24 protein-coding genes, 1 tRNA gene and 1 riboswitch are annotated in these 26,610 nt (G+C 37.6%); of the genes, 2 read left to right on the top strand and 23 right to left on the bottom strand.

Going from position 1 to position 26,610, the window contains the following annotated elements:
- Nucleotides 1–39: 39 nt before the first annotated feature.
- The 11 genes from G3O09_RS09925 to G3O09_RS09875 all read right to left on the bottom strand — a co-directional run bounded on the left by G3O09_RS09925 (nt 40) and on the right by G3O09_RS09875 (nt 9,930).
- Nucleotides 40–116 (bottom strand) — tRNA-Arg (locus G3O09_RS09925).
- A 305-nt stretch (nt 117–421) separates the two neighbouring features.
- Nucleotides 422–934, bottom strand: coding sequence for a metallophosphoesterase family protein (locus G3O09_RS09920; protein ID WP_163101317.1), 513 nt, complete (start codon nt 932–934; stop codon nt 422–424).
- On the bottom strand, nt 931–1,545 hold the full coding sequence (locus tag G3O09_RS09915; protein ID WP_163101316.1) for an XTP/dITP diphosphatase: 615 nt from the start codon (nt 1,543–1,545) through the stop codon (nt 931–933). Before G3O09_RS09915 ends, G3O09_RS09920 begins: the two co-directional genes overlap by 4 nt.
- A 12-nt stretch (nt 1,546–1,557) precedes the next feature.
- Entirely contained in the window at nt 1,558–2,301 is a 744-nt protein-coding gene (gene rph / locus G3O09_RS09910) for a ribonuclease PH (RefSeq protein ID WP_163101315.1), read from the bottom strand.
- 87 nt (nt 2,302–2,388) lie between these two features.
- Entirely contained in the window at nt 2,389–3,453 is a 1,065-nt protein-coding gene (locus tag G3O09_RS09905; protein WP_163101314.1) for a GerMN domain-containing protein, read from the bottom strand.
- 140 nt (nt 3,454–3,593) lie between these two features.
- Nucleotides 3,594–4,400: a glutamate racemase gene (gene racE, locus G3O09_RS09900; RefSeq protein ID WP_163101313.1), complete on the bottom strand. Its 807-nt coding sequence runs from the start codon at nt 4,398–4,400 to the stop codon at nt 3,594–3,596.
- Between the two features lie 10 nt (nt 4,401–4,410).
- Nucleotides 4,411–4,860, bottom strand: coding sequence for a MarR family winged helix-turn-helix transcriptional regulator (locus G3O09_RS09895; RefSeq protein WP_163101312.1), 450 nt, complete (start codon nt 4,858–4,860; stop codon nt 4,411–4,413).
- Nucleotides 4,861–5,111: 251 nt separating this feature from the next.
- On the bottom strand, nt 5,112–5,336 hold the full coding sequence (locus tag G3O09_RS09890; RefSeq protein ID WP_042345475.1) for a helix-turn-helix domain-containing protein: 225 nt from the start codon (nt 5,334–5,336) through the stop codon (nt 5,112–5,114).
- A gap of 118 nt (nt 5,337–5,454) precedes the next feature.
- Nucleotides 5,455–5,925: an acyl-CoA thioesterase gene (locus G3O09_RS09885; protein WP_163101311.1), complete on the bottom strand. Its 471-nt coding sequence runs from the start codon at nt 5,923–5,925 to the stop codon at nt 5,455–5,457.
- A 379-nt stretch (nt 5,926–6,304) separates the two neighbouring features.
- Complete coding sequence (locus G3O09_RS09880) at nt 6,305–8,578, bottom strand: DUF6359 domain-containing protein (RefSeq protein ID WP_163101310.1); 2,274 nt, start codon at nt 8,576–8,578, stop codon at nt 6,305–6,307.
- A gap of 251 nt (nt 8,579–8,829) precedes the next feature.
- Nucleotides 8,830–9,930: a citrate synthase/methylcitrate synthase gene (locus tag G3O09_RS09875; RefSeq protein ID WP_163101309.1), complete on the bottom strand. Its 1,101-nt coding sequence runs from the start codon at nt 9,928–9,930 to the stop codon at nt 8,830–8,832.
- Between the two features lie 106 nt (nt 9,931–10,036).
- Here G3O09_RS09875 and G3O09_RS09870 point away from each other — a divergent pair, with 106 nt between their 5' ends.
- The gene (locus tag G3O09_RS09870; protein WP_163101308.1) at nt 10,037–10,915 is read left to right on the top strand and encodes a LysR family transcriptional regulator; all 879 of its coding nucleotides are present in this window, start codon (nt 10,037–10,039) and stop codon (nt 10,913–10,915) included.
- A gap of 169 nt (nt 10,916–11,084) precedes the next feature.
- Here G3O09_RS09870 and sdhB read toward each other — a convergent pair whose 3' ends face one another.
- From sdhB to G3O09_RS09855, 3 genes are all read right to left on the bottom strand, one after another.
- Entirely contained in the window at nt 11,085–11,846 is a 762-nt protein-coding gene (gene sdhB, locus G3O09_RS09865) for a succinate dehydrogenase iron-sulfur subunit (RefSeq protein ID WP_163101307.1), read from the bottom strand.
- 3 nt (nt 11,847–11,849) lie between these two features.
- Nucleotides 11,850–13,613: a succinate dehydrogenase flavoprotein subunit gene (gene sdhA, locus G3O09_RS09860; protein ID WP_163101306.1), complete on the bottom strand. Its 1,764-nt coding sequence runs from the start codon at nt 13,611–13,613 to the stop codon at nt 11,850–11,852.
- A 66-nt stretch (nt 13,614–13,679) separates the two neighbouring features.
- Nucleotides 13,680–14,288, bottom strand: coding sequence for a succinate dehydrogenase cytochrome b558 subunit (locus tag G3O09_RS09855; protein WP_163101305.1), 609 nt, complete (start codon nt 14,286–14,288; stop codon nt 13,680–13,682).
- A 380-nt stretch (nt 14,289–14,668) separates the two neighbouring features.
- Here G3O09_RS09855 and G3O09_RS09850 point away from each other — a divergent pair, with 380 nt between their 5' ends.
- Nucleotides 14,669–15,130 carry a YslB family protein gene (locus G3O09_RS09850; protein WP_163101304.1) on the top strand — a complete coding sequence of 154 codons (462 nt, stop codon included), beginning with the start codon at nt 14,669–14,671 and terminating at the stop codon, nt 15,128–15,130.
- Nucleotides 15,131–15,384: 254 nt separating this feature from the next.
- On the opposite strand, the gene G3O09_RS09845 is transcribed toward G3O09_RS09850, so the two are convergent.
- The 9 genes from G3O09_RS09845 to G3O09_RS09805 form a co-directional block, all read right to left on the bottom strand.
- Nucleotides 15,385–16,617, bottom strand: a complete 1,233-nt coding sequence (locus G3O09_RS09845; RefSeq protein ID WP_163101303.1) for an aspartate kinase — start codon at nt 16,615–16,617, stop codon at nt 15,385–15,387.
- A 95-nt stretch (nt 16,618–16,712) separates the two neighbouring features.
- Nucleotides 16,713–16,889, bottom strand: a riboswitch (Lysine riboswitch).
- Nucleotides 16,890–17,119: 230 nt separating this feature from the next.
- A complete protein-coding gene (uvrC, locus tag G3O09_RS09840; protein WP_163101302.1) occupies nt 17,120–18,895 on the bottom strand; it encodes an excinuclease ABC subunit UvrC in 1,776 nt (591 codons plus the stop codon).
- Nucleotides 18,896–18,985: 90 nt separating this feature from the next.
- The gene (locus tag G3O09_RS09835; RefSeq protein WP_163101301.1) at nt 18,986–20,449 is read right to left on the bottom strand and encodes a glycosyltransferase family 39 protein; all 1,464 of its coding nucleotides are present in this window, start codon (nt 20,447–20,449) and stop codon (nt 18,986–18,988) included.
- A 234-nt stretch (nt 20,450–20,683) separates the two neighbouring features.
- Nucleotides 20,684–21,604: an FTR1 family iron permease gene (locus tag G3O09_RS09830; RefSeq protein WP_163101300.1), complete on the bottom strand. Its 921-nt coding sequence runs from the start codon at nt 21,602–21,604 to the stop codon at nt 20,684–20,686.
- A gap of 34 nt (nt 21,605–21,638) precedes the next feature.
- Nucleotides 21,639–22,394, bottom strand: coding sequence for a hypothetical protein (locus G3O09_RS09825; RefSeq protein WP_163101299.1), 756 nt, complete (start codon nt 22,392–22,394; stop codon nt 21,639–21,641).
- Between the two features lie 53 nt (nt 22,395–22,447).
- Complete coding sequence (locus G3O09_RS09820; RefSeq protein WP_163101298.1) at nt 22,448–23,245, bottom strand: glycosyltransferase family 2 protein; 798 nt, start codon at nt 23,243–23,245, stop codon at nt 22,448–22,450.
- Nucleotides 23,238–24,704, bottom strand: coding sequence for an alkaline phosphatase family protein (locus G3O09_RS09815; RefSeq protein WP_163101297.1), 1,467 nt, complete (start codon nt 24,702–24,704; stop codon nt 23,238–23,240). Before G3O09_RS09815 ends, G3O09_RS09820 begins: the two co-directional genes overlap by 8 nt.
- Nucleotides 24,701–25,642, bottom strand: a complete 942-nt coding sequence (locus G3O09_RS09810) for a lysylphosphatidylglycerol synthase transmembrane domain-containing protein (protein WP_163101296.1) — start codon at nt 25,640–25,642, stop codon at nt 24,701–24,703. The genes G3O09_RS09815 and G3O09_RS09810 overlap by 4 nt, the downstream gene beginning before the upstream one ends.
- Nucleotides 25,626–26,573, bottom strand: a complete 948-nt coding sequence (locus G3O09_RS09805) for an NAD-dependent epimerase/dehydratase family protein (RefSeq protein WP_163101295.1) — start codon at nt 26,571–26,573, stop codon at nt 25,626–25,628. Before G3O09_RS09805 ends, G3O09_RS09810 begins: the two co-directional genes overlap by 17 nt.
- Nucleotides 26,574–26,610: the final 37 nt, after the last annotated feature.

Raw genomic sequence — 26,610 nt, 5'->3', positions numbered from 1 at the left:
AAAGAAGGTTTTTATATAAACGATTGTATGTACAGTAAATGGCGTCCTGGGAGGGATTCGAACCCCCGACCGACGGCTTAGAAGGCCGTTGCTCTATCCAGCTGAGCTACCAGGACATTAAGAGAAAAAATATTAAGTTCAACTTACCACATTGTTTTTTCGTCGTCCCAATCTCAGAAGGCTAATTCAAGATGTGGTTCAATTGGTACGCTGTAGCATCGCTTCGCAGCTTACTCGAACGTGCTCTATCCAGCTGAGCTACCAGGACATTAAGAGAAAAAATTTGGCTATAAAAAGGTATGTACTATTTGTTAAGGACATTTCTTATTATAGTAACATAGCTTTGTAAAGTCAATATATTTTTGATAAAAAAACATTTACGAGGAGAAATTTTTCATCTCCTCGATTATTATACAACATATTATGAGAAATGGTAAGTAGTGGTTAGTTGTTTTTGAAGATTTCCTTCTTCATCGTAAAAATGGACGTGTGCTGCTGTTTCTTCAAGTTCAAGAATAACATACGTTTTTTCTCTTCTTCCACGAGGCAGATAGATGCTACCAGGGTTAATAAACAGCTTTTCATCAATCATCTCACTGCCCGCATGATGGGAATGACCAAAACAAATTATGTTAGCTGAAACTTCTTCTGCACGATACAATAGATTCATTAATGTCATTTTCACATTATGTTTATGACCATGAGCTACATAAAAATTGTATCCACCCTGACTAAATGTCAGCTCTTCAGAAAAAGCACCCAAAAAATCACAATTCCCTTTTACGGTTTGGAAGCCTTCCAGTGCTGGATCTTCATGATTCAATTCACTATCTCCACAATGAATCATTGCTTGAACTTCATGTTGATGACGATTTTTGAGTATTTCCAATATTTCTGTTTGTCCATGACTATCACTTACAATTAAAATTTTCATAGATGTCCTTCTTCCTTATTGAAGAGATTCATCATGATTCTTTTTAATTTCTGTGTAGCATTATGGCGATGACTAAAATTGTTCTTTTCCTCTGAAGTCAATTGTGCCATTGTCTTGTCATGGGTAGGGACGTAAAAAATAGGATCGTATCCAAAACCATTTGTTCCAACTGGTTCTTCTGCGATGTATCCTTCAACAGTCCCAAAAGTTGTAATCGTATTCTGATCTGGTAAAGCTAAAGCCAAGGAACAATGAAATCTAGCAGTTCTATCGTTTCCGCTAATTTCTTTCATTTCCAAAAGCACTTTTTCCATATTTGCTAAATCATTTTTTTCAACACCTGCATATCGTGCAGAAAAAACTCCTGGCCGGCCACCAAGGGCATCAACGATTAAACCAGAATCATCTGCTAATACTGGTATGCCAAAATAATGAGAAATAGTTTCTGCTTTAAGCTTTGCATTTTCTTCGAAAGTTTCTCCCGTTTCTTCAACATCTAAATCTTCAGGCATATCTAGGAGAGTCAATACTTGATATCCCATTGGCTTAAAAATCTCATCGAACTCTTTTGCTTTTCCTCTATTCTTCGTAGCTATCAAAATGGTTTTCACTTGAAATTCCCCTTATTTCGCAACTATTTTTTCTGCAATTTCTCCTAAAGCTTCGGCCTGAATCGCAAAAATGGAATCTAATCCACCTTTTGCATGACCTAGCATTTCTTGAAGTTGGTCGTATGTAAAAGTAGATTCTTCACCAGTGCCTTGTAATTCAACAAATTCACCTTTGCCTGTCATGACGACATTCATATCGACTAATGCAGCGGAATCCTCAACATAATTCAGATCGAGGACAGTCCCTTGTTCATTGAGAATTCCCACGCTTGTTGCAGCTAAAAAATCTTTTATCGGGAAAGTAGACAATTTCTTTTCATTATGTATTTTCTCAAATGCGAGTGCCATTGCGACAAATGCTCCGGTAATGGATGCCGTTCTAGTCCCGCCATCTGCTTGAATGACATCACAATCAACCCAAAGAGTTCGCTCTCCCATAGCTTCTAAATCCACAACTGCACGTAGCGCCCTTCCTATCAGGCGTTGAATCTCCATCGTCCGGCCAGAAATTTTCCCCTTTGCTGCTTCACGGATATTCCGCTGCGCTGTTGCACCAGGGAGCATGGAGTACTCAGCAGTTACCCAGCCCTTTCCTTCCCCTCTCATGAAGGGTGGAACTCGATCCTCAATTGTAGCTGTACAGATCACCTTTGTATCACCCACACTGATTAACACGGATCCAGCTGGATGTTTAACATAATTGGTTTCTATATGTATTGGTCTTAATTCATCATGACTGCGGCCATCAAAACGCATCTATCAATTCCTCCTTTAAATAAAGAAGAGGCGGCAAAATCGCCAACCTCTTTACTTAATACTATATAGTATATCAAAGTTTCTTTTTTAAAAACTACCTGTATTGACTTTTTCAGGTCTAACAACTGGTTCAGTCAAAGGCTTTCCTTCAGCATTTTTCAATTCAGCTTTTCCATTAATCAATACTTCGACACTTTCGATACCTTCTTGCTCAGTTAAAGTAAGGACTAATGCAGTCAATAAGCTTTGAGAAATGGTTTTCTCTTCAAAACCACCATAGATGGATTCGTTAAAGTTCAATGTTACCTTACCATCTGCGACTTTAGGTGCTTCAACTAATTTTACATCTGGCATAAATTCTGTTAACAGATGAGAAGCGAAATTTGGAGCTTTTGTCAATTCGTTGACCACTGCTGTAACCGGATCAGAAGCATTATCGCCGACGCGTTTTGTCACTGGCACATAATAATAGCTGCCCTCTTCACCACCAATGTAATAAATCGTTACAGGCTTAGTATTGGTAATATCTACAACACTCGTAGTATCTAGGTTAATCCCGTTTTCTCTAGATACAGCGTCCGTAATTGGCGTTTGATTAACAGGCATCTCATTGATCTCATGTCCATTAATGCGCAATTTAACTGATTTGACAGAATCGAATTGTGTTAATGTCCATGTGATGGATTGAAGGATCTTCAACTCATCTTCTGCTTTATACGTGGCAAACTCCGGTGAAAAGTCTACTACTGCCACTCCATCTTTATTAATGTTCACACCTACTTCAGTATCAGCAGGTAACACCGCTCTAAAACCATTTGGTAGAATATTAGAAACTGGTCCGTTTTCGACCAAATATTCTAGTGCTTGTTTTGCCACACCTTCATTACCTGGAAGGGCAACGCTTTGAGGGACAACAAAACCATTTTTATCAATCAGGTAAAGTTCGGTCATGACTGTTTTTTGTTCCGCTTCTACTTTCCCTTTTGATTCAGTGTCTTTCCCTTCAAGTTTGTCGGCGTCTTCCACATATGTCACTTCTTTTGGCGGATCAATATCTTTCTTTTTTTCCCCACCTAATAAACCACATCCACCAAGCAGTACTGAAGATGCTAAAATTGTTGTCGCGATTGTCACATTTCTTTTTTTGGACATTGCGATCCCTCCTACTACAGTTTGTACTACTATTTATACGAGCCCTCGAAAAAAATAGAACACATATGAAAATAAAGTATGTAGACAAAATTGTAGAAGGATTACTTAAAAAAACACAAAAAAACAACCCTGAAATAGGGTCATTCCGTGTTTCCCAGTTTAATTGTTTGTACATTGAGGATAGGTCGCTCCAACCACGATGTAGCAATACGACTGAAGATATCTTTAGAACCCGTAGTATAAAACACATGCTCTGGTTTCACTTTACGGATATTTTGAATGCCATTATGCTGTAGGATCACACTTGTTTCTCGAGCTGTTTCATCGCCCGAGGAAATGACCTTAACATCTCGACCCATGAAATCACTGATTAACGGCCCCAAAAGGGGGTAGTGTGTACAGCCTAATATTATTGTATCTAGTCTTTTTTCTTTTAGAGGTATTAACGTTTCAGACACTACTTTTTTAGCTATTGCACTGTTGAACTCTTCACTCTCAACAAGTGGAACAAATTTTGGGCAAGCAAGACTCGTAACATTCACATCTTCATTTATAGATTGCAAGGCATTTAAATAAGCCTCACTCTTTATAGTACCAATCGTCCCTATGACACCAATATTAAGATTTTTCGAGTGTTTAAGGGCTGCTCGTGCTCCAGGGTGAATGACGCCTAGAACAGGAATATCCAATTCTGCTTTAATTTCTTCTAGAACAGCAGCAGTCGCTGTATTACAAGCAATAATCAACATCTTTATTTGCTTTTCAAGTAGGAAACGTGTCATTTCCCACGTGAATTGCTTAACTTCCTCCACTGTTCTCGGTCCATATGGACAACGAGCAGTGTCACCAAGATATATAATACTTTCATGAGGTAATTGCCTCATAACTTCTTTAGCGACGGTTAAACCGCCAACTCCCGAATCAATGATTCCTATCGGTTGCTTCAAACGTCTCGCCTCATTCTTCTTTCATTTCTTGATGTAATTTCTTTAAGCAGCTTTGAAGAGTATGGACCTCAAGATCATTAAAGTCTTTTAAAATATCTCTCAAATAAAGCTGTCTTTTCTGGATTACGTCATCGATGATATGTTTACCCTCTTCAAGTAAATGGATTCTAACGACTCTTCGATCATTCTCATCCTTAACTCGCATCAATAATCGGTTTTTTTCCATTCTATCTACTAAATCTGTAGTGGTACTACATGCAAGAAACATTTTATTAGAAAGTTCCCCAATTGTCATGTCGCCATCTTCCAACAGCCATTGCAATGCGATGAACTGCGGAGGAGTAATCGTATAATTGCTTAGGATTTCTCTACCTTTTTGTTTAATAATGGAGGATATATAACGAAGTTCTTTTTCGATATCAGCAACTAATTGATCTGTTCCCACTTTTTCTAATTCCATTGATACAACTCCCTGTCTACTTACATATGTATTATTTTCACTTAAATCTGTTTAAATTTCAAGGTGAATTACATGTTACTTTTATTACAATAGCTATTTGATTAGAATCATCGACCTCAAAACGAAAATAAGCAGCTAGACTCACAGCGGAAGGAAAACATTTCCTTTTACTGCTGTTACGTCTAACTGCTCTTTAAGCATGTATCGCTGATTCCAAGAAAAAGACAAAAGCCTATTCCTTTACCTTCCACTTACAAGTGAAGCTCTCCCATCCGAAGGAGCTCTACTACTGCTTGTGAACGTCCTTTAACTCCAAGCTTTTGCATAGCGTTCGAGATGTGGTTTCGGACTGTCTTTTCGCTAATGAATAATTCGCCTGCAATTTCTTTTGTAGTCTTATCCTGCACCAACAGCTCGAAAACTTCTTTTTCTCTTTTGGTGAGTAATGGCTTATGAGTGAATTCGTTCTCCTTCAAGTATTGTAACCCTCCTTGCCTTCACCAGCTGTAACCTAGGAATGGGTATAAATTTAGTCATCATATAGTATGTGAAAGAGGAGAAGGAAGTGACTATTTTACGTGATAGATGACTTATTTATTTACAAAGCTGATTTGGCCCTCTTTTAAGAAGCACCTCTTTCATTTCTTCCGTCCAAGCTACAGACTTTCCTGTTAATCTTGAGATTTGTACCATCGTTCCCCTTCCAGTAAAGCAAATCTGCCCATTCTCTCTTTTTCCCATGTAATGGATATCAACAGAAGAATTACCGACCTGGCTAGCCTTGACATAGATTTGTAAATTTTCATCAAAAAATACCTGTTGAAGAAAGTCACACTGAAGGTCTGCTACCACAGGAATTGTTTCATTCGTTGGCTTTACCCAATCTTGCATGAAACCAAGGGTTTTCAAGAATTCAATTCTCGCCATTTCAAAATAAGTGAATGGGACCGTATTATTTAAGTGCCCAAACATATCCGTTTCGGAAAACCGTACTTTTATTGGGTATGAAAAGGAAAACGCAGCTTCCCACTCCCTTAGATTTTCAATATATGATATTCGACTCATCTTGTTTCCTCCTATTTAATGAATGGTTATTCATTAAATTTTATAATATTTAGAACATTATGGAAAGCAATATTATTTAAATAAATTTAAGTGAAAGAAAACGGTTGTTTTCGTAAAGTTTGTTGCTTTTATAGTTTAATTTAACTTTAACGATCTGAGTTGATTGTAGCGGAGGACACTTGGCTCCAGCGGGAAAATGAGGGAAGTGGGAGACCCCACAGGTGGTATCGCCGAGGAGGCTCCCATCCCTCCCCGCGGAAAGCAAGTGCCTCTCGATGCAATCAACGGACAAACTTTATTGTCTTAAAACAACATGCGAAAAGAGCCAAGAAAAAAGAACATGGCCTAATCAAAGCCATGTTCTTAAATCAACTTTTACCTAGGAAGCTTTCGGATGACCACAAGCCTTTCCATTAGGCTCTTTTAGCTTCTTGTCATGTCCTTTATGCTTTCCATTATTAGAAGCTTGATCTGGACAGTCTTTAACTTCAGGAACATCCGTTAGATCCAACTGTGCAAGCAGTGGATCATGATCGCTTGCGCGGCCGTGTATATTCATAAACGGTGAATTGATATTTAAAATATCAAATTCGGTTTTATCATACAAATTCTTTGAAACTAACATATGATCTAATGTTTGGGCATTACCTTGATAGTTATACGTATAGCGCTCCTCTATTGGAAGTTTGTATAGTAGATTTTGCAGTATATCGCCTTCCAACCTTTTTAAGGCAGGAGAAAATTCAAAATCATTTTGATCGCCCAATACTACTACATTCGCTTTAGGGTCTTGGGAAATGATTGAATCAACAAAAGCATTGATAACTTTGGCAAGCTTGATTCTTTTCGCTTCACTTGTTAGGTTTGGCGGCTGAATTTTCCCAAAAAGCGGTAAGTCTCCACCTTTAGAGTTCAAATGATTCGTAATGACGATGACGTCCTCACCTTGGAATTCGAACTGTGCAGCTAACGATTTTCGGGTGTCTTCAAATAAAGGATTTTGAGGATCGATTCGTCCCGGATTAACTGTCAGACCTCCATTTTCATATCCAACTGCCTGATCTGCCGTCCCCTTAGTTGCTTCTTTTAAGCTTACTCGCTCAGGGTTATACAGGTACCCGACACGAATATTTCCACCAGGTGCCCCTCCATCATGATTATCTTCTGGGGCAATGTCTGTATAGGCATATAGTGGACCACCTAATTCCTCAATTTTATTTACTAGCTTCTCAAAACTTTTTGTCGCATCTGTCGTTCCATCGTCCGTTTCCCCGTTGTTGTCTTGCATTTCAATTAAACCAATAACATCAGGAGTTTTTAATTCTTGAATAAAGGAGTTCGCAATTTTTTCAACCTTATCCTCAGATGTTTTGGATGAAAAGTTTTCAACATTATAGGAAGCAATGGTTAACTCGTTATCATTTTTCACAAATCCAATTGCATCTTTTTGTATTTCTTGTTTAATTAGGGACGGCATTTTTGTTGCATCAACCAAAAGTTTGTAATTACTGTATGAATAGCTCAAAACACCTTGGACGATTCCGTCAAAACGATCTCCTGTCTTTGCCACAAAGTCTTTATTGATTAATAGGTGAATTCTTTCCGGATTTGTATTATTCTCAGCCAGTAATGGAGCACCTAGAGGTGTATAGACCTTATCAGCATATCTTGAGGCAATTACCGGTACCTCTCCATACTTTTGTGGCCCCACAACAGAAGGGCTCTCCAATCCAACCATCATCCCCTCAATACTCTCATAAAAATCGATTGCATCTTCTTCAACATCAAAACTAGATAAAGAATCGTTGTCAATGATTTGACTTGGAATGGTGCGATCCTTTCCTAAGATAATGGGTTGAGGAAATGGTTGATTCTTTAAGTGAACCGAAACGGAGGTTGCATTTATTTCCGTCATCGACAAATCCGTTTCCAGTTTTTCCTGGTATCCTTCCAATACCCACTCTTTTACCGTACCATTAACGAATACAATATCGCCTTTTTGTACTCCATGGGCTTTTTTGTATACCATAATTGCATCAGATGTACGGTTATTCTGATCCCCTAGTTGATCTTGGATGAAGAAATTATTGCTATCTGTAACGTGGGTCACTATTCCTTTAACTCCAGCAACCGTCTTACCACTGTAAGGTGAAATATGGCTTTCTCCTTGAAGTTCAAAGATTTTTGGACCTTCTGTTACAGGTGGTTCAGTAGGAGTCCCTGCTTCATCGGAAAAATGGATGGCTGTAGTATTTTTTAGACCGGGAACGGAAAAGTAATCCAATATAGATGCTGTTACTTGAACTTTTTTTCCAATAATAGTTGGATTTGTTTGTAATCCGAAGCTTGGCCTTAAAGAGGCTGGTAGCTGTACAGGCATCATTTTTGTAATATCTGTTTCTGCGGGATCATCAGCAAAGATAAAGTTAAAGTCGTTTGAAAACGGCGAAGTAAAATCATATGATCCAGTTGTTAATGCATGTCCAACGATAAATCCTTCTACCGAAACATTACCACTTCTTAATGCTATTGCTTCCTTTACTCCAATCACCTCTGCCGCAACAGCAGTATGGATTGTATGCGGCAAGATAGTTGTCAGCAAAAGTACGATTGAAGCAGATAGAGCCATTAGTCTCCTCTTAAAAAAGTTCATTGATAGATTCCTCCCTATTGTTTTAGGTTTCCCGGGAAATACAAATTGCAACAAAAAATTACAATTTTCTGAATAACTATAACAATACTTCGTAAACTACCTGTAAATTTTTGGGTATTTTTCTGTAAACACCTAAAAAACAAGACTATTGCACTAATTCACTTTGATTTGTTAGGTATATACTCTTGCCGTTTTTCAAAAAAAAGATGGCTGGTACAAGTGTTATTTTTCACACTTTCCATCCATCTAAATCAATGATTCCTTTTAGTTAATAGGGGACCCTTGTATCGTGCTTCAGGACGGAAGATTGTATTATCCTCTGCCTGCTCCAATACATGGGCTGTCCAACCAACCATTCGGCTTGCCGAGAACGTCGGAGTGAATAAGTCGGGGTGCATTTGAATCGATTTCATTACAGCGGCTGCGTAAAATTCAACGTTTGTATAGAGCCTTCTTCCTGGCTTATATTCCTCTAATAATGTGATTGCTGTTTTTTCCACATGACTAGCTAAGTCCAACCAATGGTTATCACTTTGAACTGAAGTTACCACTTTTTGCAAAGCAATCGCCCTTGGATCACGTGCCCGATAAATCCTATGTCCGAAGCCCATAATCTTTTCTTTATTTTCCAGCCTTTCACGAATCCAATCTTCCGCAAAGTTCTTCACTTTAATTTCATCTAGCATCTTAATGATTCCTGTAGGTGCCCCTCCATGTAACGGTCCTTTCATGGCCCCTAGTGCCCCCACGACAGCAGAAACCATGTCTGATTCCGTTGAAGCAATCACTCTAGCTGTAAATGTTGAGGCATTCATACCATGCTCCATCGTAAGAATCATATAGGATTCTAGCGCCTTCAAATTAGCTGGTGAAGGATTTTCACCATAAAGCATAAATAAGAAATTTTCTACATGTCCCAAAGATTCATTAGGATGAATAAATGGTTGTCCAATACTCTGACGATAGCGGTAGGCAATGACGGTAGGTACAATGGACACCATTTTAATGGCTTGCTCCATTGACGGCTTCCAGTCATAATCCTGTGTTCCTAATGATGATAGTACGGTCCTAGTCGCTTCCATGATTCCCATTGTTGGAGGTAGACTCTCAATTAAACGAATCGCATATTCAGGTAAAAATCGTTCTCTCTGAATTTGCTTACGTAAAACATCTTCCTCTTGCTTTGAAGGTAATCTGCCACGCCATAAATAGTAAGCAATCGCCTCAAAACTATAATTTAAGGCTAACTCTTTAGCCTCAATTCCTCTATATAACAACACGCCTTTTTCTCCATCGATAAAGCTTAAAGAAGTTTCTGCGGCAATGATTCCTTTTAATCCTTTTTGGAACATATTTACCATCCCCCTTTTATACTACTAGTGTACGTGATACAATCATTAATAAAAATTAAATAATTATCGAACTTTTAATTAAAATTATTAATCAGAGGTGGATGGTATGGATACAAAATGGCTAATGACTTTTGTCAGTGCCGCAAAACACGAAAATTTCAGGCAAGCATCTGAAGAACTTTTTATATCTCAGCCATCAGTTACTGTACATATAAAACTCTTAGAAGAATATTTGGATGTATCTCTCTTTGAACGAAACGGTAGAAACGTATTGTTAACTGAAGAAGGTAGACGGTTCTTACCAAAAGCTAAAGTTTTATTGAAACAATTTGAGGAAAGCATAGATGATTTGAAGCTTTTTAAACAAGGCGTGCAAAGAAAGCTTATATTAGCCATTTCCCCATTGATAGCAGCCTCCATCATGCCCTATATCCTTCAAAAATATATGAAGGATAACCCCGAAATCATGATTGATATTCAAGTCATAGAATCTAAAGGAATCCTCTCAGCCGTTTTATCAGGGGAGGTAGACTGTGGTTTATCAAGACTAGAAGTTTATCATCAAAGTGTCACTTGCACTGCTCTTTATGATGATCCTGTACTTTTAATCTCTGCGAATGATGGTTTGGATCCAGAAACCAGCCCACCTATTGATGTTGAATCCCTTTTAGCCTCAAATAGAATTCTGACCCACAATCATCCAGAATATTGGGATGAATTACTGAGAAATTTAGGAAATCAGTATCCAAGTATTCAAACCATGATTGTTTCCCAAGTACATGTTACTAAAAGATTCATTGAAGAGGGACTTGGGGTTTCATTCCTGCCTGAATCAACTGTTCGAAGAGAATTAATGGAAGGAAGGTTAATGGAAGTCCACATGCCTGATTTCCCATTACCAATTGCGAGAAGTTACTTCGTGACAAAATATCAGCATACAGAGGGGATGCAATTTTATGATTTTATCACGAAGTTTAAACTATAAGAAACAAAAAGGAGCCACCGAAATGGTGGCTCCTTTTTGTTTATAAAGAGTTTTACTTGTTGTAGTTAAGGCGGTGTCTAGCTTCGATGCACAGGACGTGCTAGTGCCGACAAAACATTCGGCCGTGGCGTTTTTGTCGGCATGAGCCAAAGAACGCTTCCGCTTTTCGTTACGCTTCGTCGCTTCCGAAGAAGTTTCTGAATGATTGGATTGTAGTATCGCGGTTTAGCGCAGCAATCGATGTAGTCAAAGGAATTCCTTTTGGACATGATTGTACGCAGTTTTGTGAGTTACCACAGTTAGCAAGTCCACCATCACCCATGATAGCGTTTAATCTTTCTGGTTTATTCATTTCACCAGTTGGATGAGCGTTGAAAAGACGAACTTGTGAAAGTGGTGCTGGACCAATGAAGTTTGATCCACTGTTTACGTTCGGACAAGCTTCCAAACAAACACCACAAGTCATACATTTTGAAAGCTCATAAGCCCATTGACGTTTTCTTTCTGGCATACGTGGTCCAGGTCCAAGATCGTACGTTCCATCAATTGGAATCCATGCCTTGACTTTTTTCAATGAATCGAACATTCTACTACGATCCACTTGTAAGTCACGTACTACGGGGAACGTGCGCATTGGCTCAAGGCGGATTGGTTGCTCAAGTTGATCAACTAAAGCCGTACAAGATTGACGTGGCTTTCCGTTAATCACCATTGAACAAGCTCCACATACCTCTTCAAGACAGTTCATATCCCAAGTAATAGGCGTTGTAGTTTCCCCTTTAACGTTTACAGGATTACGGCGAAGCTCCATTAGCGCCGAAATAACGTTCATGTTCGGGCGGTATGGAATTTCAAATTCTTCAGTATAAGGGGCAGATTCTGGTGTATCTTGACGAGAAATGATAAAACGAACTGTTTTTTGCTCAGCCATGATTTAGTTCTCCCCCTTTTTCTTTTTCGAATAGTCACGCTTACGTGGTGCAATAAGGGATACATCAATATCCTTATAATGGAATTCAGGAGCGGTTTTGAATCCAGTGAATTTCGCCATTGTCGTTTTCATGAACTCTTCATCATTACGATCAGGGAATTCAGGCTTGTAGTGAGCTCCACGGCTTTCATTACGGTTTAATGCACCGATTGTAATAACACGAGCCAATTGAAGCATGTTCATTAATTGACGTGTAAATGAAGCACCTTGGTTACTCCATTTCGCTGTGTCATTAATATTGATGTTTTCCCAACGCTCAATAAGCTCTTGAATTTTCTCATCTGTCTGTTGTAGCTTGTCGTTATGACGAACCACAGTTACGTTATCTGTCATCCATTCTCCAAGCTCTTTATGGATGATGTATGCATTTTCTGTACCATTTAAGGACATGATGTGATCCCATTTCTCTTGTTCCTGCTTCACGTGCTTATCAAAAACTTCAGAAGAAATGGAGTCAACAGACTTTTCTAATCCACTGATATATTTCGATGCGTTTGGTCCAGCAACCATTCCTCCATAAATCGCAGAAAGTAAAGAGTTAGCACCTAAACGGTTCGCTCCATGCTGTGAATAATCACATTCACCCGCAGCGAATAATCCTGGGATGTTCGTCATTTGATCATAGTCAACCCATAGTCCACCCATAGAATAGTGAACAGCAGGGAAAATTTTCATAGGAACTTTACGTGGGTCATCACCCATGAACTTCTCATAGATTTCAATAATTCCACCAAGTTTAATATCAAGCTCTTTAGGATCTTTATGAGAAAGATCAAGGTATACCATGTTTTCACCATTGATACCAAGCTTTTGATTAACGCACACATCGAAAATTTCACGAGTTGCGATATCACGTGGAACAAGGTTTCCGTATGCAGGATATTTTTCTTCCAAGAAATACCAAGGCTTGCCATCTTTATATGTCCATACACGTCCGCCTTCACCACGAGCAGATTCACTCATTAGACGTAGTTTATCGTCACCTGGGATGGCAGTAGGATGGATTTGAATGAATTCTCCATTTGCATAATAAGCACCCTGCTGGAATACAATCGATGCAGCTGAACCAGTGTTGATTACGGAGTTCGTAGACTTACCAAAGATAATTCCAGGGCCTCCAGTCGCCATGATTACAGCGTCACCAGGGAAAGCCTTAATTTCCATCGACGCTAAGTTTTGTGCTGTAATACCACGACAAACACCAGCATCATCTAGAACCGCACCTAAGAATTCCCAGCCCTCGTATTTTGTAACAAGGCCGCTTACTTCATATCGACGAACTTGCTCATCTAATGCATACAATAATTGTTGACCTGTAGTAGCACCCGCAAATGCTGTACGGTGATGCTGTGTTCCGCCAAAGCGACGGAAGTCAAGTAATCCTTCAGGTGTACGGTTAAACATTACTCCCATACGGTCTAGCATATGGATAATAGCCGGTGCAGCATCACACATTGCTTTAACTGGAGGTTGATCCGCTAGGAAATCTCCACCATATACTGAATCGTCAAAGTGTTCCCAAGGTGAATCTCCTTCACCTTTCGTATTTACCGCACCGTTAATCCCACCTTGTGCACATACAGAGTGAGAACGCTTAACAGGTACAAGAGAGAATAGATCTACTGGTTGTCCAGCTTCCGCAGCCTTAATGGTAGCCATAAGACCTGCAAGTCCGCCACCGACTACGATGATTTTACCTTTACTCAACTTAATTCACTCCCTTTTCCTAACACGTGTGCAGAAAATTTTCTGCCTGCTTTGAATCAATAATTCTTATACGAAAGCAAAAATTGCTCTTAATCCGACAATGGATAATGCGACAAAGATTCCAATTGTCACATAAGTAGAAATTAATTGTGCACGTGGAGTAATAGTTAATCCCCAGCTTACTGCGAATGACCATAATCCATTAGCGAAGTGGAAGATCGCAGATAGAACACCAATGATATAGAACCATAGCATAAATGGATTACCTAAAATCTCTTCCATCATTTGGAAGTTAACTTCCGCACCGAATGCTGCTTGAATTCTTGTTTCCCAAACATGCCATGCAAGGAATATCAAAGTAATGATTCCTGTAACACGTTGTAACATGAACATCCAGTTTCTGAAGAAGCCGAATCTTCCAACATTGTTTTTAGCTGTAAAAGCGATGTAAATTCCATAAATTGCATGGTAAAGCAACGGTATGAAGATAATGACAAGCTCCAATAATTCCCGAAAAGGCAACATTTCCATGAAATGAGCTGCTTTGTTAAAAGCCTCTGCACCTCTTGTTGCAAAATGATTGACAACCAAATGCTGTATCAAGAATACCCCAACTGGAATAACTCCCAGTAAAGAATGTAGTCTGCGGTTTGCAAACTCACGATTTCCAGCCATTTTGTACCCCCCTTAATTAGTTAAAATGTTTTATGCAGTGACCTCATAACCCCCGTTAATCGCTCACATAGCAGAAAAATGTTGCTAATACTATATTGAAAATAGTTATAGCCGATACCAGTATAATGTAAACAAACCATTAATACATAAAAAAAATACAAAACTTTTAAAATTTAATTCTTCATATTTCTACATTTTCTAACAATAATATGACATAAACATTTTACTCCTCTAAAAATGAAGCGTCAAGAAAACGGATACATAAATAATCCCAGAAAAATAAAATATTTGGTTAAAAGTTGATACTTTTTTCTTTCCAATTGTTGTAGAAACCAAAGTATGCTTCCTTTATAATATGGAATAGAAAAGAGGGGAAGTTCATGGAAAAAGAACTGCTTGAAGAAAAAATTGAAACCACGACAACATCCAACGAACCTTACGTGCCCGTCTTTGGACAAGAAATATTACGCGAATTCGTTTTGCAGGAAATCCTCGGCAAAGAAGGCCCCCAAATCCTATATTGGGCGGGTAAGCAATTGGCAAGAAAATTCCCTGTAGAAGACTTTAACGAAATATTGAATTTCTTTACCCATGCTGGCTGGGGAACTCTCACCCTTAAGAAAGAAACAAAGCATGGATTGGAACTAGAGCTCTCTGGTGATATTCTAGCACGTAGATTCGAATTAAATGATGACTGCCATTTTCAATTAGAGGCTGGATTCTTAGCTCAACAAATTGAAATGCAAAAAAAACGTATGACAGAAACATTGGAAGAAAAGAAAAAGAAACTCAATAAAGTACATTTCACGGTACAATGGGATTCTAAAGACATGATTGACTAACAAACCATTATTAAAAATGATAAGCTGAATCCGCTTTGGATTCAGCCTTTATTTTTTAAAAATTCACACCAGATCATGATGGCTTGTTGTCGAAAAATCGGTATTTTGGCTATTTCGAAAGTATTTTTGGTTTATCGAATGTAATTTTTGATTTTCGAAAGTATTTTGCCGGATTCGATTGTAAATTTCAAATATCGAAAATAAATCCTATCTTTTCGAAAGTAAGCCTAAATTTTGCATGCCAAGATTGAAGATTATGCTTTTATCTCTGAAGTTTCACTTAATTGGAAGGCTTCATGTAAACATTCTACAGCTTTTACCATCTTTTCGAATTCAACGACTGTAGACACTTTTATTTCTGATGTGCTAACCATTTTAATTCCAATTCCGTTACCCGCAAGTACATCAAACATCTCTGCTGCTACCCCTGGATTGGAAACCATACCGGATCCAACAATTGATACTTTTGCTAGTCCGCTCTCTGTTTCGATGGACTCGTACATTAATTGCTCCTTATTCGTTGTCAATACATCAAGTGTATCCTTCAAATCGTTTGACTTAATGGAGAAGCTCAAGTTCATTTGCCCAGTTGACGTTGCACTTTGAATGATGATGTCCACATTGATATGATTCTTTGCAAGCAATGTGAAAATGCTAGAAAGTGTCCCGACAACATGTGGCAATCCAATCAGTGTAATTCTAGTAATCCCATCTTCAAATGCAATGCCTCTGACAACTAAATTTTGTTCCATTGTAGCTTCCTCCTCAATTCTCGTTCCTTGCTCCATGACCATGCTTGAACGTACCTCTAATGGCACAGAATAATTTTTTGCAAATTCGACGGCTCTAGGATGCAAGACACCCGCACCTAGATTGGCTAATTCTAACATCTCGTCATATGAGATGCTCAACAGCTTCCTAGCTGATGATACACATCTTGGGTCTGTCGTAAAAACACCCGTCACATCTGTATAAATGTCACAGCGATCAGCCTTAAGGATAGCAGCCAATGCAACGGCTGTTGTGTCAGAGCCTCCACGTCCAAGGGTCGTAATCTCACCTTCATCGTTTATACCTTGGAAACCAGCTACTACCACAACTTTTCCTAGTGACAATTGTTCTTGAACCCTCGCCTTGTCAATATCTATGATTCTTGCATTTCCAAACACACTCTCTGTTTTCATACCCGCTTGCCATCCAGTATAGGAAATCGCGTCAATACCAATATCCTGAAGAGCCATTGCCAATAATGAAATAGTCACTTGTTCACCTGTAGTCAGGAGCATATCCATTTCCCTTTTATTAGGGAAGGCAGAAATCTCCCTTGCCATATCTACTAACACATCAGTTGTTTTTCCCATAGCGGATACGACTACTACAACATCATTTCCAGCATTTTTTTCTGCTTGTACCCTTTTTGCCACATTACGGATTCGATCTACATCCCCTACTGATGTTCCACCAAACTTTTGAACGATTAGTCCCACAGCTTTCTCCACCTTTTTCTTTTTTGTTCAAAATAACGCAAAAAACAGCAATGAGAGATCTCATTGCTGTGAATACGCAAAAAATACGCAGTACACAGTGAGATAGCTCTCCAAGAATAACATTCTTGACAATCCAGTACCTATTCAATACTGAACCAGCACAAGCAAATTATGAGTTTGCTTTACTTCGGCGATTTCCCCTTTCATAACCCTTCGTTGAAGCTCATCCTTCTCCAGGCATTACTATTGAAACTCGCACCTCTATCATCACTTTAACTTGTAAAGTAATTTTATTATTCAATTACGAGAAATTATATCACGGTGTCATTTACACCGCAATGTTTTTATATTTGGCTGTTTTGTAAACTTTGTTTGCTAGTAAGAATAGAGTGGTTGATTTCCGCTCCAGGATGCTCGCTTTCCGCTCCAATCAACCTGATTATTAACCGTTCGCTTTAACAAAACCAATAATAAAACAATCTTTTAGAAAAGATCCATATATTTATGTTTCTAAAAGAGTTCGCTGGATTTCCTCTGCAAGAGGCTTTGGAATTCCGATTTTTATAAATTCCTCTATATTTGCTTCTTTCATTTTCTTAATAGACCCGAAATGTTTTAAGAGTAATTTTCTTCTCTTTTCTCCCACCCCAGGGATTTCATCCAGCTTAGAGGAAATAGCATTTTTCCCTCGAAGCTGCCTATGGAATGTAATGGCGAATCTATGCACTTCATCTTGGATTCGTTGAAGTAAATAAAATTCTTGGCTCCGTTTGTCCAATGATACCACTTCTAGAGGATTTCCGATCAATAATTCAGATGTTCGATGTTTTTCATCTTTCACAAGTCCAGATAAAGGAATATCAAGTCCTAGTTCGTTTTCAAGTACATCACGGACTGCTTCAATATGGCCTTTACCACCATCGATGATAATTAAATCCGGAAGAGGAAGCCCTTCCTTTAATACCCTTGAGTATCTTCTTCTAACCACTTCTCGCATAGATTCATAATCATCTGGACCTTTGACGGACTTGATTTTATACTTCCTATATTCTTTTTTCTCCGCTTTTCCATCGATAAAGACGACCATTGCTGAAACAGGGTCGGTTCCTTGGATATTCGAATTGTCAAATGCCTCAATACGATGGGGTGTATAGATACCAAGTTTTTCTCCGAGATTCTCTACTGCCTTGATCGTACGTTCCTCATCCCGTTCAATCAGGGAGAATTTCTCTTGGAGCGCAATTTTTGCATTTTTATTCGCAAGCTTCAAAAGATCTTTCTTTTGACCACGCTTTGGATAAAGAGTTTTGACTTGCAATAATGCTTCAGCCATTTCCGCATCCACAGTCTCTGGTAGTAGGATTTCCTTAGGTTTGAAATGGTTAGACATTTCATAAAACTGGCCAAGGAAGGTAAGGAATTCGTATTCCGCTTCATCATAGATTGGGAACATCGAGACATCCCTTTCAATCAATTTTCCTTGTCTGATAAAAAATACTTGAACACACATCCAGCCTTTATCGACAGCATAGCCAAATACATCGCGATCCGTGAAATCGGTCATCATCATTTTTTGCTTTTCCATCGTCACTTCGATATGAGCTATGCGGTCCCTATATTCCTTTGCTCTCTCAAAATCAAGCTCCTCCGCCGCTGCATGCATCTTAACCGTAAGCTCTTGCTTGATTTCCTTATACCCTCCACCAAGGAATTTAGTGATGTTTTCAACTATCTGCTTATATTGCAGCTCACTTACTTCCTTAATACAAGGCGCCAAACACTGATCTAGATGATAATACAAACATACACGATCAGGAAGCGTATTACATTTTCGAAGAGGATAAATCCTGTCGAGTAGCTTTTTCGTTTCATTAGCCGCGAAGACATTTGGATAAGGGCCAAAGTACTTCCCTTTGCCTTTTTTGACCTTCCTGGTCGTAATCAATCTTGGATGGCGTTCATTGGTCAAGTGTATGAAAGGATAGGTTTTATCATCCTTCAGCATGACATTATATTTAGGCTCATGTTTTTTGATTAAATTTAGCTCAAGGATTAGGGCCTCCATATCAGAAGAAGTCACAATATATTCAAAATCCTCGATTTCATTTACGAGGCGCAAAGTTTTTCCGTCATGGGATCCGGTGAAATAAGATCGAACACGATTCTTTAATATTTTCGCTTTTCCTACGTAGATGATGGTTCCTTGACGATCCTTCATCAAATAACATCCTGGTTGATCGGGAAGTATTGCCAATTTATCTTTAATTCTTGCGTTCATTTCGGATTTCCCACCCTTCTGTTAATAGAATAAAGGGATTGCTAATTTCCGACAAGTCCTTTGCCAATAGGATTGAAATTTTTAAAAGTTTCATCTCCATTTATACAGAATAATTTCATTATAGACAGGATCAAAAATTGGACTGGATTTAAAAGTATTCACTTTTTCAATTTTTTTAGATATATCTATCCCTTGGGCTTTGAATCCATCCACAGCTTTATCCGTTAATAAGATGGTCTTATCTTTGTAATAAGATTGGTCTAATAAGAAAAATTCAAAGGTTTGTACTTTTTTATGGGACTGGGGTACCTCGTTATACTCTAGAACTCTTGTTTCTTCCCAGGTATACACGATAGAATCTTGATTATATTCCTTTAAGAAATTTGCAAGCTGATAGGATGCGGGAATTTCATTTGATTGGACTTTTATATACTTATACGACTGACTAAGTTGTAGCGCTAAAAGAGTACAACTTAAAAACAGAGTTAGCGATACTTCGGGTTTATTCACTAAATTAATCAATAGAACAAAAAGGATCAATCCTATTAAAGGAAGAATATGTCTTGGTTTATCTATGTTTTGTGCAAGTAGAGCCCAGAAAAAATAACTAACGCTCATGAGTAATGCTAGTTGGAGTATTGCACCCGTACTAACTCTTTTCCATTTATAAATAAAAAGACATAGCAATATACCAAATAGTAGGGCTATAGCTATGGATTGAGCAGCAATTCCCGTCCAAAGAACATTATCCAATATTATGGTTTTTAATCGTATGGGGAAGGGAACAGCACTTGAGACTGCAGTATTCCCCCAACTGTTAAAATGTCCATTCGTAAAAGCGGTTGAAAGCTTTAAGAAACCTTTTACACTTCCTTCAGAAATAATAAGTGCCACTACCCAGATCAGTTGAAGCATGACTGCAATCATCGAATAATTAACTACATGCTTAAACCTGAATTGTTTATTCCGCCACTTTTTATAAAACAGAAAAAGGATACCTACTGCGAATGGAAGATAGGATAGTCGAATTCCTAATAAAACACTAAACAAAATTAATGGCATAATATTTAACCAAGGTTTATTATCTTTTGTTGCTTTAATAACACTCCAAAAATACCACCATAAAGCAGCAATTGCCGCCCCTTCAGACATTGGTTGGTTTACAATAATCAAAGTATAGGTTGAGGAGTAAAGGATTGCTGAAATGAATAAACTCGATTCCTTAGAACAAACTTCTTTCGCTAGTTTATACATCGGTAATATAGAACTGAAGTAAAATAAAATGTTGAACAGAGTCAATGAAGCTATTTTATTTTCAATGAAAAGATGGATAAAATATCCACCTAAAATAAAGTAAGGGTATCCTGGAAAGTGCGGTTGCATTGCCATTAAATCATATCGTTCCAATGCTAGAGCAAAATCCACTTGATCCCACGAAGATGCAAAAGAGTTGAGATGAGCTAATTGAGTATAAAATACAAAAAAAATCGATAAAAGACTATAGATTACAATTACAATTTTCAAATATTTTGTATTCAAAACTTTAGATTCCATATGTTCCACCATTCGCTAAAGGTCTGCTCTTACTAGATAATTTACTATTTTATTATTAGAAAACTTGGCTAGCACCAAGCCTAAGCGCCGACGATTGCCTAGTTGCACTTATACTTTAATCCTAAAATTGGCCTCGACGTCGCCTTACTTCTTTGCTGCCAATTTATACTTTCTTAAAGTACAAGGAAAAAGTACAAGGCACCGCCTTGTACTTTACATGGAAAGAGGAAAAAATCATTTTGCTTGTGGTTTCAGTATGTTAACTTTTTTTGCTTTGTCTTTGCTTTTATTATCATTTACCGATTGATTAGACGTTAATAGATATATACAAACAAAGTAGCCTAAATATGCGATGACTTCTTCAATAGATGGCATAGAGGAATATCCAAACAATGCTTTAAGGAAGATTCCAATATCTCCTGATAGCAATGGAGCTACCCCATGATCCCGCAAGTAATGATCGTAGTCAATTGGATGTTCAGGCAGTAACCAAGTCAGATCGTACAGATGTGGAACTACACTTCCAACTAATTCCAAATCCTGCATCATTGAAATGGCTTGAACAAATAATCCTGCAGCAATCAATATGATAAATGCACCAGTCACTTTAAAAAATGTTTTTAAAGGGATTCTCATTGTTCCCTTAAAGAATAAATAGGAGACAACCGCTGCAATGATTACACCTGTAATAGCTCCCCAGCCCTGCATGGCAGCACCAATGTTACCTCCGGTGATTGCAGCAAAGAAGAAAACCGTTTCAACGCCTTCTCGAAGGACTACTAAAAATGAATGTATGACCATACCAACGACGTTTCCCGTCGATATAAAACGATCCATTTTCCCTTCATACTCTCCTTTTAAATCCCGACTATGCTTAGCCATCCAAAATACCATTTGGGTTAACAACAAGGTAGAAACAATCATGATGCTGATTTTTAAATACATCTCACTTCCCATTGAAGCAAAACCAGTTAAAACAAGTTGGAACAGCATGGCTACACCGACACTTGCCAAAACCGCCAATCCCGCACCTAACCATACGTATTTGGTATATTGTTTATTGTCCATCCTCTTTAAGTAGGTTGTGATAATCCCTACTATGAGCAATGCCTCTAGTACTTCACGAAATGTAATTAACAGTGCTTGTATTTCCAAAGAGCAAAACTCCTCTCCCCATGATGTCCCTTTATTATTTTCTATTTTTCTTACGAATGGAAAGAATGATAACAGAAGCTATAACTCCCACAATTAGTATGATTGGAATCCAATTTTTCAAATTGCTTATATCCGTCCATTCTTTTTTTTCTGTTTTTGTCTCTGTTGCACTCTCAGAGAAATGGCCAACTTCTAAACTTTTAATTTGAAATTGTTTTTGTAGAGAAGTTAATACTTTATCTTTACTTTCATTAAAGGCTACTTTGTCAGCTTCCCTTTTTCCTACACCAAAGAGTCCAGGATTTCCTAATGATGCTAATGCTTTATCAAATTCTTCATTTATTTCTTTATTCATTTGTGCATTTTCTGCATCTACTTTAGGTGACAAAGCTTTATAAGTAGCAAAGCCCTTCGCTAACAAACGTTTGCTTGTTTCATATTCTGCAAAGTTTTTATCTACATTTTCTAAGCGTCTTGCAATATTTAAAACAAGGAGCTTCTCCATGTTTTTTATAGTATTCTCTTTGTCTTTATCTTCAAGGTTTTGAAGAATGATCTTGGCAGGTTCAGGTCCCATATGCATATCAATTTCTTTTTTCACCGTTTCAAAATGCTTTTTAGCGGTAGCAAAATCGGGAGGATTTTTATCTAGTTGAATTAACATTTCATTATATACTGTTGCCAATTCTTCTTCATTAGGATCTCCGTATGTATACGCATTTACCGAGTTAGCAAATAAAGGATTTAGTGCAAATAACAATATAAAACCAATATAAAAAAGTTTTTTCATTTTCAATCCTCCTACATTCTCAATGATAATGATTATCAATATTAATGTCAATCTTATTTTGCAATGGATATATCCTTCGGATTTCTTGATTTAATTGACTTTTTTATTTCTAAATTATTGAACGAATGTGCCTCTGTATCAATTTCTACTTTGTGAACGGGTCTTTTTAGCTCTTTCAAGATTGCAGGAACAACCGAAGTTATATATCCTCTGAAAGTAATAAAAGATTCACCTGTAGAACGCACCTGATATTGAATAGGAATCTCCTTGACACGAAATCCTTTTCTAACAATATTTAAGGTCAGTACCTGTGCATAGTTATAATCATGGATAATTTCTGCATGTTCGAGAACCTGCCTTGTAAAGGCCCTCATACCAGATTGACCATCAAATATCCATTTTTTAAGGAGTATACTCTGTATAAAAGTAAAGAAGTAATTACCTAATCTCCGGTGAAGCTTCATTCCTTTTATGGTCCCTAAAAACCTTGATCCCATCGTATAGTCCACTTCACCATTAAATATCGGTTCCAACAATTCGGGGATTTGCTTCGGTGGATATTCTCCATCTGCATCAATCATGACCGCGATATCTGCACCACGTTTATAACTTTCCTTCAACCCTGCACGCACCGCCGCACCTAGACCACGGTTCCTCTCAAAGCTGACAATATAATCAGCACCTGCTTTTTTGGCCACGTTGACAGTTTGATCCTTTGACCCATCATCAATCACTAAAACCTTAACTTCCACCTGATGATGAAAGTCTCTTGGAATGTCTTCAATAACCCTACCTATTGAATCCTCCTCATTAAATGCAGGAAGAAAAACTATTACTTTTTGTTTATTCATGTTTGAACTCATCCTTCTTGAATGCATCTAATAATACTTTACCTCTACTATGATTTGGGAAAGGCGCACCTAAAAGGTATGAAAGGGTAGGTGCTAAAGAAACGAGACTATGTTTCTCCTCAACTTTTTTCCCTTTTGCGATATTCGGTCCATGGACAATAAAGGGAACAAACCTTTCGCCTTCATCAAGATGCCCATGTCCACCAATTCCATCAGCCTGTCCATGATCAGCACATATGAATAACGTGGTATTTTCCATTTTCCCTTCTTTTTCAAGCCATGAGACAAAGTCCTTTATTAGAGCATCAGCTTCATGTATTTTTTGTAAGTATTCATCATATAAAACGCCCATGCTATGACCCGTTTGATCTGTTGCAATCATTTGAACAATGAATAGTTCAGGATCCTGTTCACTCATAATTTTTTTTGCTCTTGCCATGATATTAGGATCTGCTTTATCGTTGTGCATGACTGCTGTGACTGTTTCAACATCATCTCCCATTGAATCCACTAAATGCGCAATTCCAAGAAGCCTTCCCTTTTTCCCTACTTTACGCAAAGAGTCAAAAATACTTTCTACTTTAATCCCTAGTTTCCATACCATATTTGATTGAATACCGTGTTCAAATGGATAGGTACCTGTAAACATGGACGAAAAACATACTACGGTTCTTGCAGGATAAACAGTCTCCATATTCATATATTCTGTACCGTTTTCTTTTAAAAAGTCTAAATATGGAGTATCCGCTTCATAAAACCGCTCTTTTCTCATTCCATCCACTACAATCACAATGACTTTTTCAGATAATGCTTTATCTGGTTGTGGAAAACTATCTTTTGTATAAGATCCATAGATTTTTGGTTTCCAATCAAATAAATTCCGATGAAGAATATATGCAAATAATAATATAAATGCATAAAAGAGAATGAAAGAAAGTATTTCAATTTCTCCAGCAGATCTATTAGCTTCAAAAATCATTTCCCAAATAGATAAAATTAGTAGGAATTTAGGCAATTGCTCTTGAGCGTTCCCACTTGTTGAATCACTATTTTTCAATACTAGTTTCCAAAAACGAGTAAAGTTCATCCAGGATGTGCCAATCCTTAAGTGATAATAGAAGGTTCCCCAAAAAAACACAGTGAAAAAGAAATACAGTGCAACTGAAAATAAAAGAAGATTAATATCGACTTCATTCCAAACGATTAAATAAATGACAAAAGGAATCCATAAATAATTCCTTAATAATAATGGGAAATCAAAGATATAAAAGATGACTAATAATGGGATTACATATATAAATGCTCCTAATAAATCAAGCATCGACTGAAGTGATCCCCATAAAGAGGCATGAAATAACATAAAAGTCCCGAAAACAAAGATGGGAGTAAACGGTTTTCCTTCATTTAATAAATTCCAACATCGTGCTGCAATTTTTTCGAATTTAGAAGCACTTTTCACTCTTTCATCACTCCTCTTACCTTTACCCATTCCTTCATGGTCTTTAAGGATATGGGATAATTAATAAATGCAATAAAGCCTGCTGTATAAGAAAACATAAATTTCATGGCATGTGTTAAAACTGCTACCATATACCCCTCTTTAATAGAAAAATCCATCAAACCTAGTGCAAATACAAGGAAACTTTCATAATTTGCAAGTCCACCTGGGGTAATTTGAAAGACCTGTCCTGCAATTGTAAAGCTATTGGCTATCACTGACTTAAAGAATGACAGGTCTCCATCAAGTGCCATGACTGTACCATATAGAACTCCGGCTTCTAGAATCCAACTCGTCACAGTAAACAGAATGATACCAATACCATTCATGCCTGAGAATGCTTTTTTCATAAGGGCTAGATGTCTTTTCAAAAAACTAGGGAAATATTTATTTATTATAAGCAAACAAAGAAAACTACCGATTCCGCCAATCACTATCATCCATACAGGTATTCTAAACTTAACTCCCAAACTTAGTAGCCCAACCAAAGTAATGAGCGTTAAGGTAAGCATATCTATCAACCTTAGTACTATTACTGATTGAAATGCTTCCTGATCCTTAATGTGTGAGTCCCTCGTGCTTAATACTTTAATTCTAAACAAATCCCCTAATTTAATAGGTAGTAAATGATTGATCAACAAACTATATAATATGCCTAATAAACAAGTAGTGAATCGTGCCTTCCCTCTAAAATAAAGCTTCCAAGCAACTGCTTTAAAGCAAAAAGAAATGAAATAGATTACGAATATAGAAAGTAGCAGAATTGGATGGGCAAACATTTTATTCGTGCTTTTCCACAAATATTGAGCATCAAAGTAATGCAAGGTCAAATATATAAAACCAATCAGGATGAATAAGGATGGTAAATGCTTTACATTCTTTTTAAAGAATGCTTTCATTTTCTTTTGCCCACTTCACAGTTTCCATCAACCCTTGTTTAAAGTCTACTTTTGGAGCAAATCCTAATAAACGTTTAGCCTTACTAATGTCAGCCCAAGTGTTAACTACATCTCCTACACGAGGATTTTCTTTAATTATTTTCATATCAGGGAAAAAGGAATTTAATTCAGATAAAAGAAATTCCATCGTTATTGGCCTACCTGATCCAATATTGATAGTCTCACTTTTGGATAATGTGGTAATGGATAAGTAAATTCCAGTCACTATATCATCTATGTATGTAAAATCCCGTGCTCTTCCCTCTCCAAAGAGGATAATGTCTTCGCCACGAATGAGTTTTTTTATAAATTTCCCTATAGCCATGTCAGGTCTACCCCATGGTCCATAAACCGTAAAAAACCTCAGGATATTCACCCGATAACCATACAAATACTCATATACATGACAATAGGACTCTGCTGAAAATTTCGAAGCAGCATAAGGAGAAATGACCTTTCCATTTGCCATTTCTTCTTTGAATGGTCCTGGTTGGTTACCATAAACGGATGATGAAGAAGCAAAAACTACATTTGAGACGCCTGACTTCCCAGCAGCTTCTAGAACATTAATGGTGGCTTTTATATCATAATCTACATATTCAAGGGGGTTTTCAATCGAATAGGCCACGCCTGGTAAAGCAGCTAAATGGACGACAGTATCCGCATTGATTTGCATTAATAGTTCCTCAAGTTTCTCTTTATCAAGTAAGTTCATCTCAATAAATTTAAAAGATCCAATTGATTCGATACTGTCTAACTGCTTCATTTTCCTTTCAGGTGAATAATAGGGATGAAGGCAATCAATAACATAAACCTCATGATTTTCTTTTATTAATCTTTTAGTGAGGTTACTTCCAATAAACCCTGCACCACCAGTTACTATAATTTTCAAAATAACACCTCAATCAATAATTTGATTCATTATTAAT

The organism is Peribacillus alkalitolerans, assembly GCF_010882125.1.
Taxonomy (GTDB): Bacteria; Bacillota; Bacilli; order Bacillales; family DSM-1321; genus Bacillus_BN; species Bacillus_BN alkalitolerans.
Note: the sequence above shows the minus strand (reverse complement) of the source record. Positions and strands in the feature narration are given on the sequence as shown.

What these genes read in the sequence shown, in the direction of transcription:
- G3O09_RS09920 (WP_163101317.1), bottom strand. Translation starts at nt 934, where the DNA reads ATGAAAATTTTAATTGTAAGTGATAGTCATGGACAAACAGAAATATTG.
- rph (WP_163101315.1), bottom strand. Translation starts at nt 2,301, where the DNA reads ATGCGTTTTGATGGCCGCAGTCATGATGAATTAAGACCAATACATATA.
- G3O09_RS09905 (WP_163101314.1), bottom strand. Translation starts at nt 3,453, where the DNA reads ATGTCCAAAAAAAGAAATGTGACAATCGCGACAACAATTTTAGCATCT.
- G3O09_RS09895 (WP_163101312.1), bottom strand. Translation starts at nt 4,860, where the DNA reads ATGGAATTAGAAAAAGTGGGAACAGATCAATTAGTTGCTGATATCGAA.
- G3O09_RS09885 (WP_163101311.1), bottom strand. Translation starts at nt 5,925, where the DNA reads ATGAGTCGAATATCATATATTGAAAATCTAAGGGAGTGGGAAGCTGCG.
- G3O09_RS09880 (WP_163101310.1), bottom strand. Translation starts at nt 8,578, where the DNA reads ATGAACTTTTTTAAGAGGAGACTAATGGCTCTATCTGCTTCAATCGTA.
- G3O09_RS09875 (WP_163101309.1), bottom strand. Translation starts at nt 9,930, where the DNA reads ATGTTCCAAAAAGGATTAAAAGGAATCATTGCCGCAGAAACTTCTTTA.
- G3O09_RS09870 (WP_163101308.1), top strand. Translation starts at nt 10,037, where the DNA reads ATGGATACAAAATGGCTAATGACTTTTGTCAGTGCCGCAAAACACGAA.
- sdhB (WP_163101307.1), bottom strand. Translation starts at nt 11,846, where the DNA reads ATGGCTGAGCAAAAAACAGTTCGTTTTATCATTTCTCGTCAAGATACA.
- G3O09_RS09855 (WP_163101305.1), bottom strand. Translation starts at nt 14,288, where the DNA reads ATGGCTGGAAATCGTGAGTTTGCAAACCGCAGACTACATTCTTTACTG.
- G3O09_RS09850 (WP_163101304.1), top strand. Translation starts at nt 14,669, where the DNA reads ATGGAAAAAGAACTGCTTGAAGAAAAAATTGAAACCACGACAACATCC.
- uvrC (WP_163101302.1), bottom strand. Translation starts at nt 18,895, where the DNA reads ATGAACGCAAGAATTAAAGATAAATTGGCAATACTTCCCGATCAACCA.
- G3O09_RS09835 (WP_163101301.1), bottom strand. Translation starts at nt 20,449, where the DNA reads ATGGAATCTAAAGTTTTGAATACAAAATATTTGAAAATTGTAATTGTA.
- G3O09_RS09825 (WP_163101299.1), bottom strand. Translation starts at nt 22,394, where the DNA reads ATGAAAAAACTTTTTTATATTGGTTTTATATTGTTATTTGCACTAAAT.
- G3O09_RS09820 (WP_163101298.1), bottom strand. Translation starts at nt 23,245, where the DNA reads ATGAATAAACAAAAAGTAATAGTTTTTCTTCCTGCATTTAATGAGGAG.
- G3O09_RS09810 (WP_163101296.1), bottom strand. Translation starts at nt 25,642, where the DNA reads ATGAAAGCATTCTTTAAAAAGAATGTAAAGCATTTACCATCCTTATTC.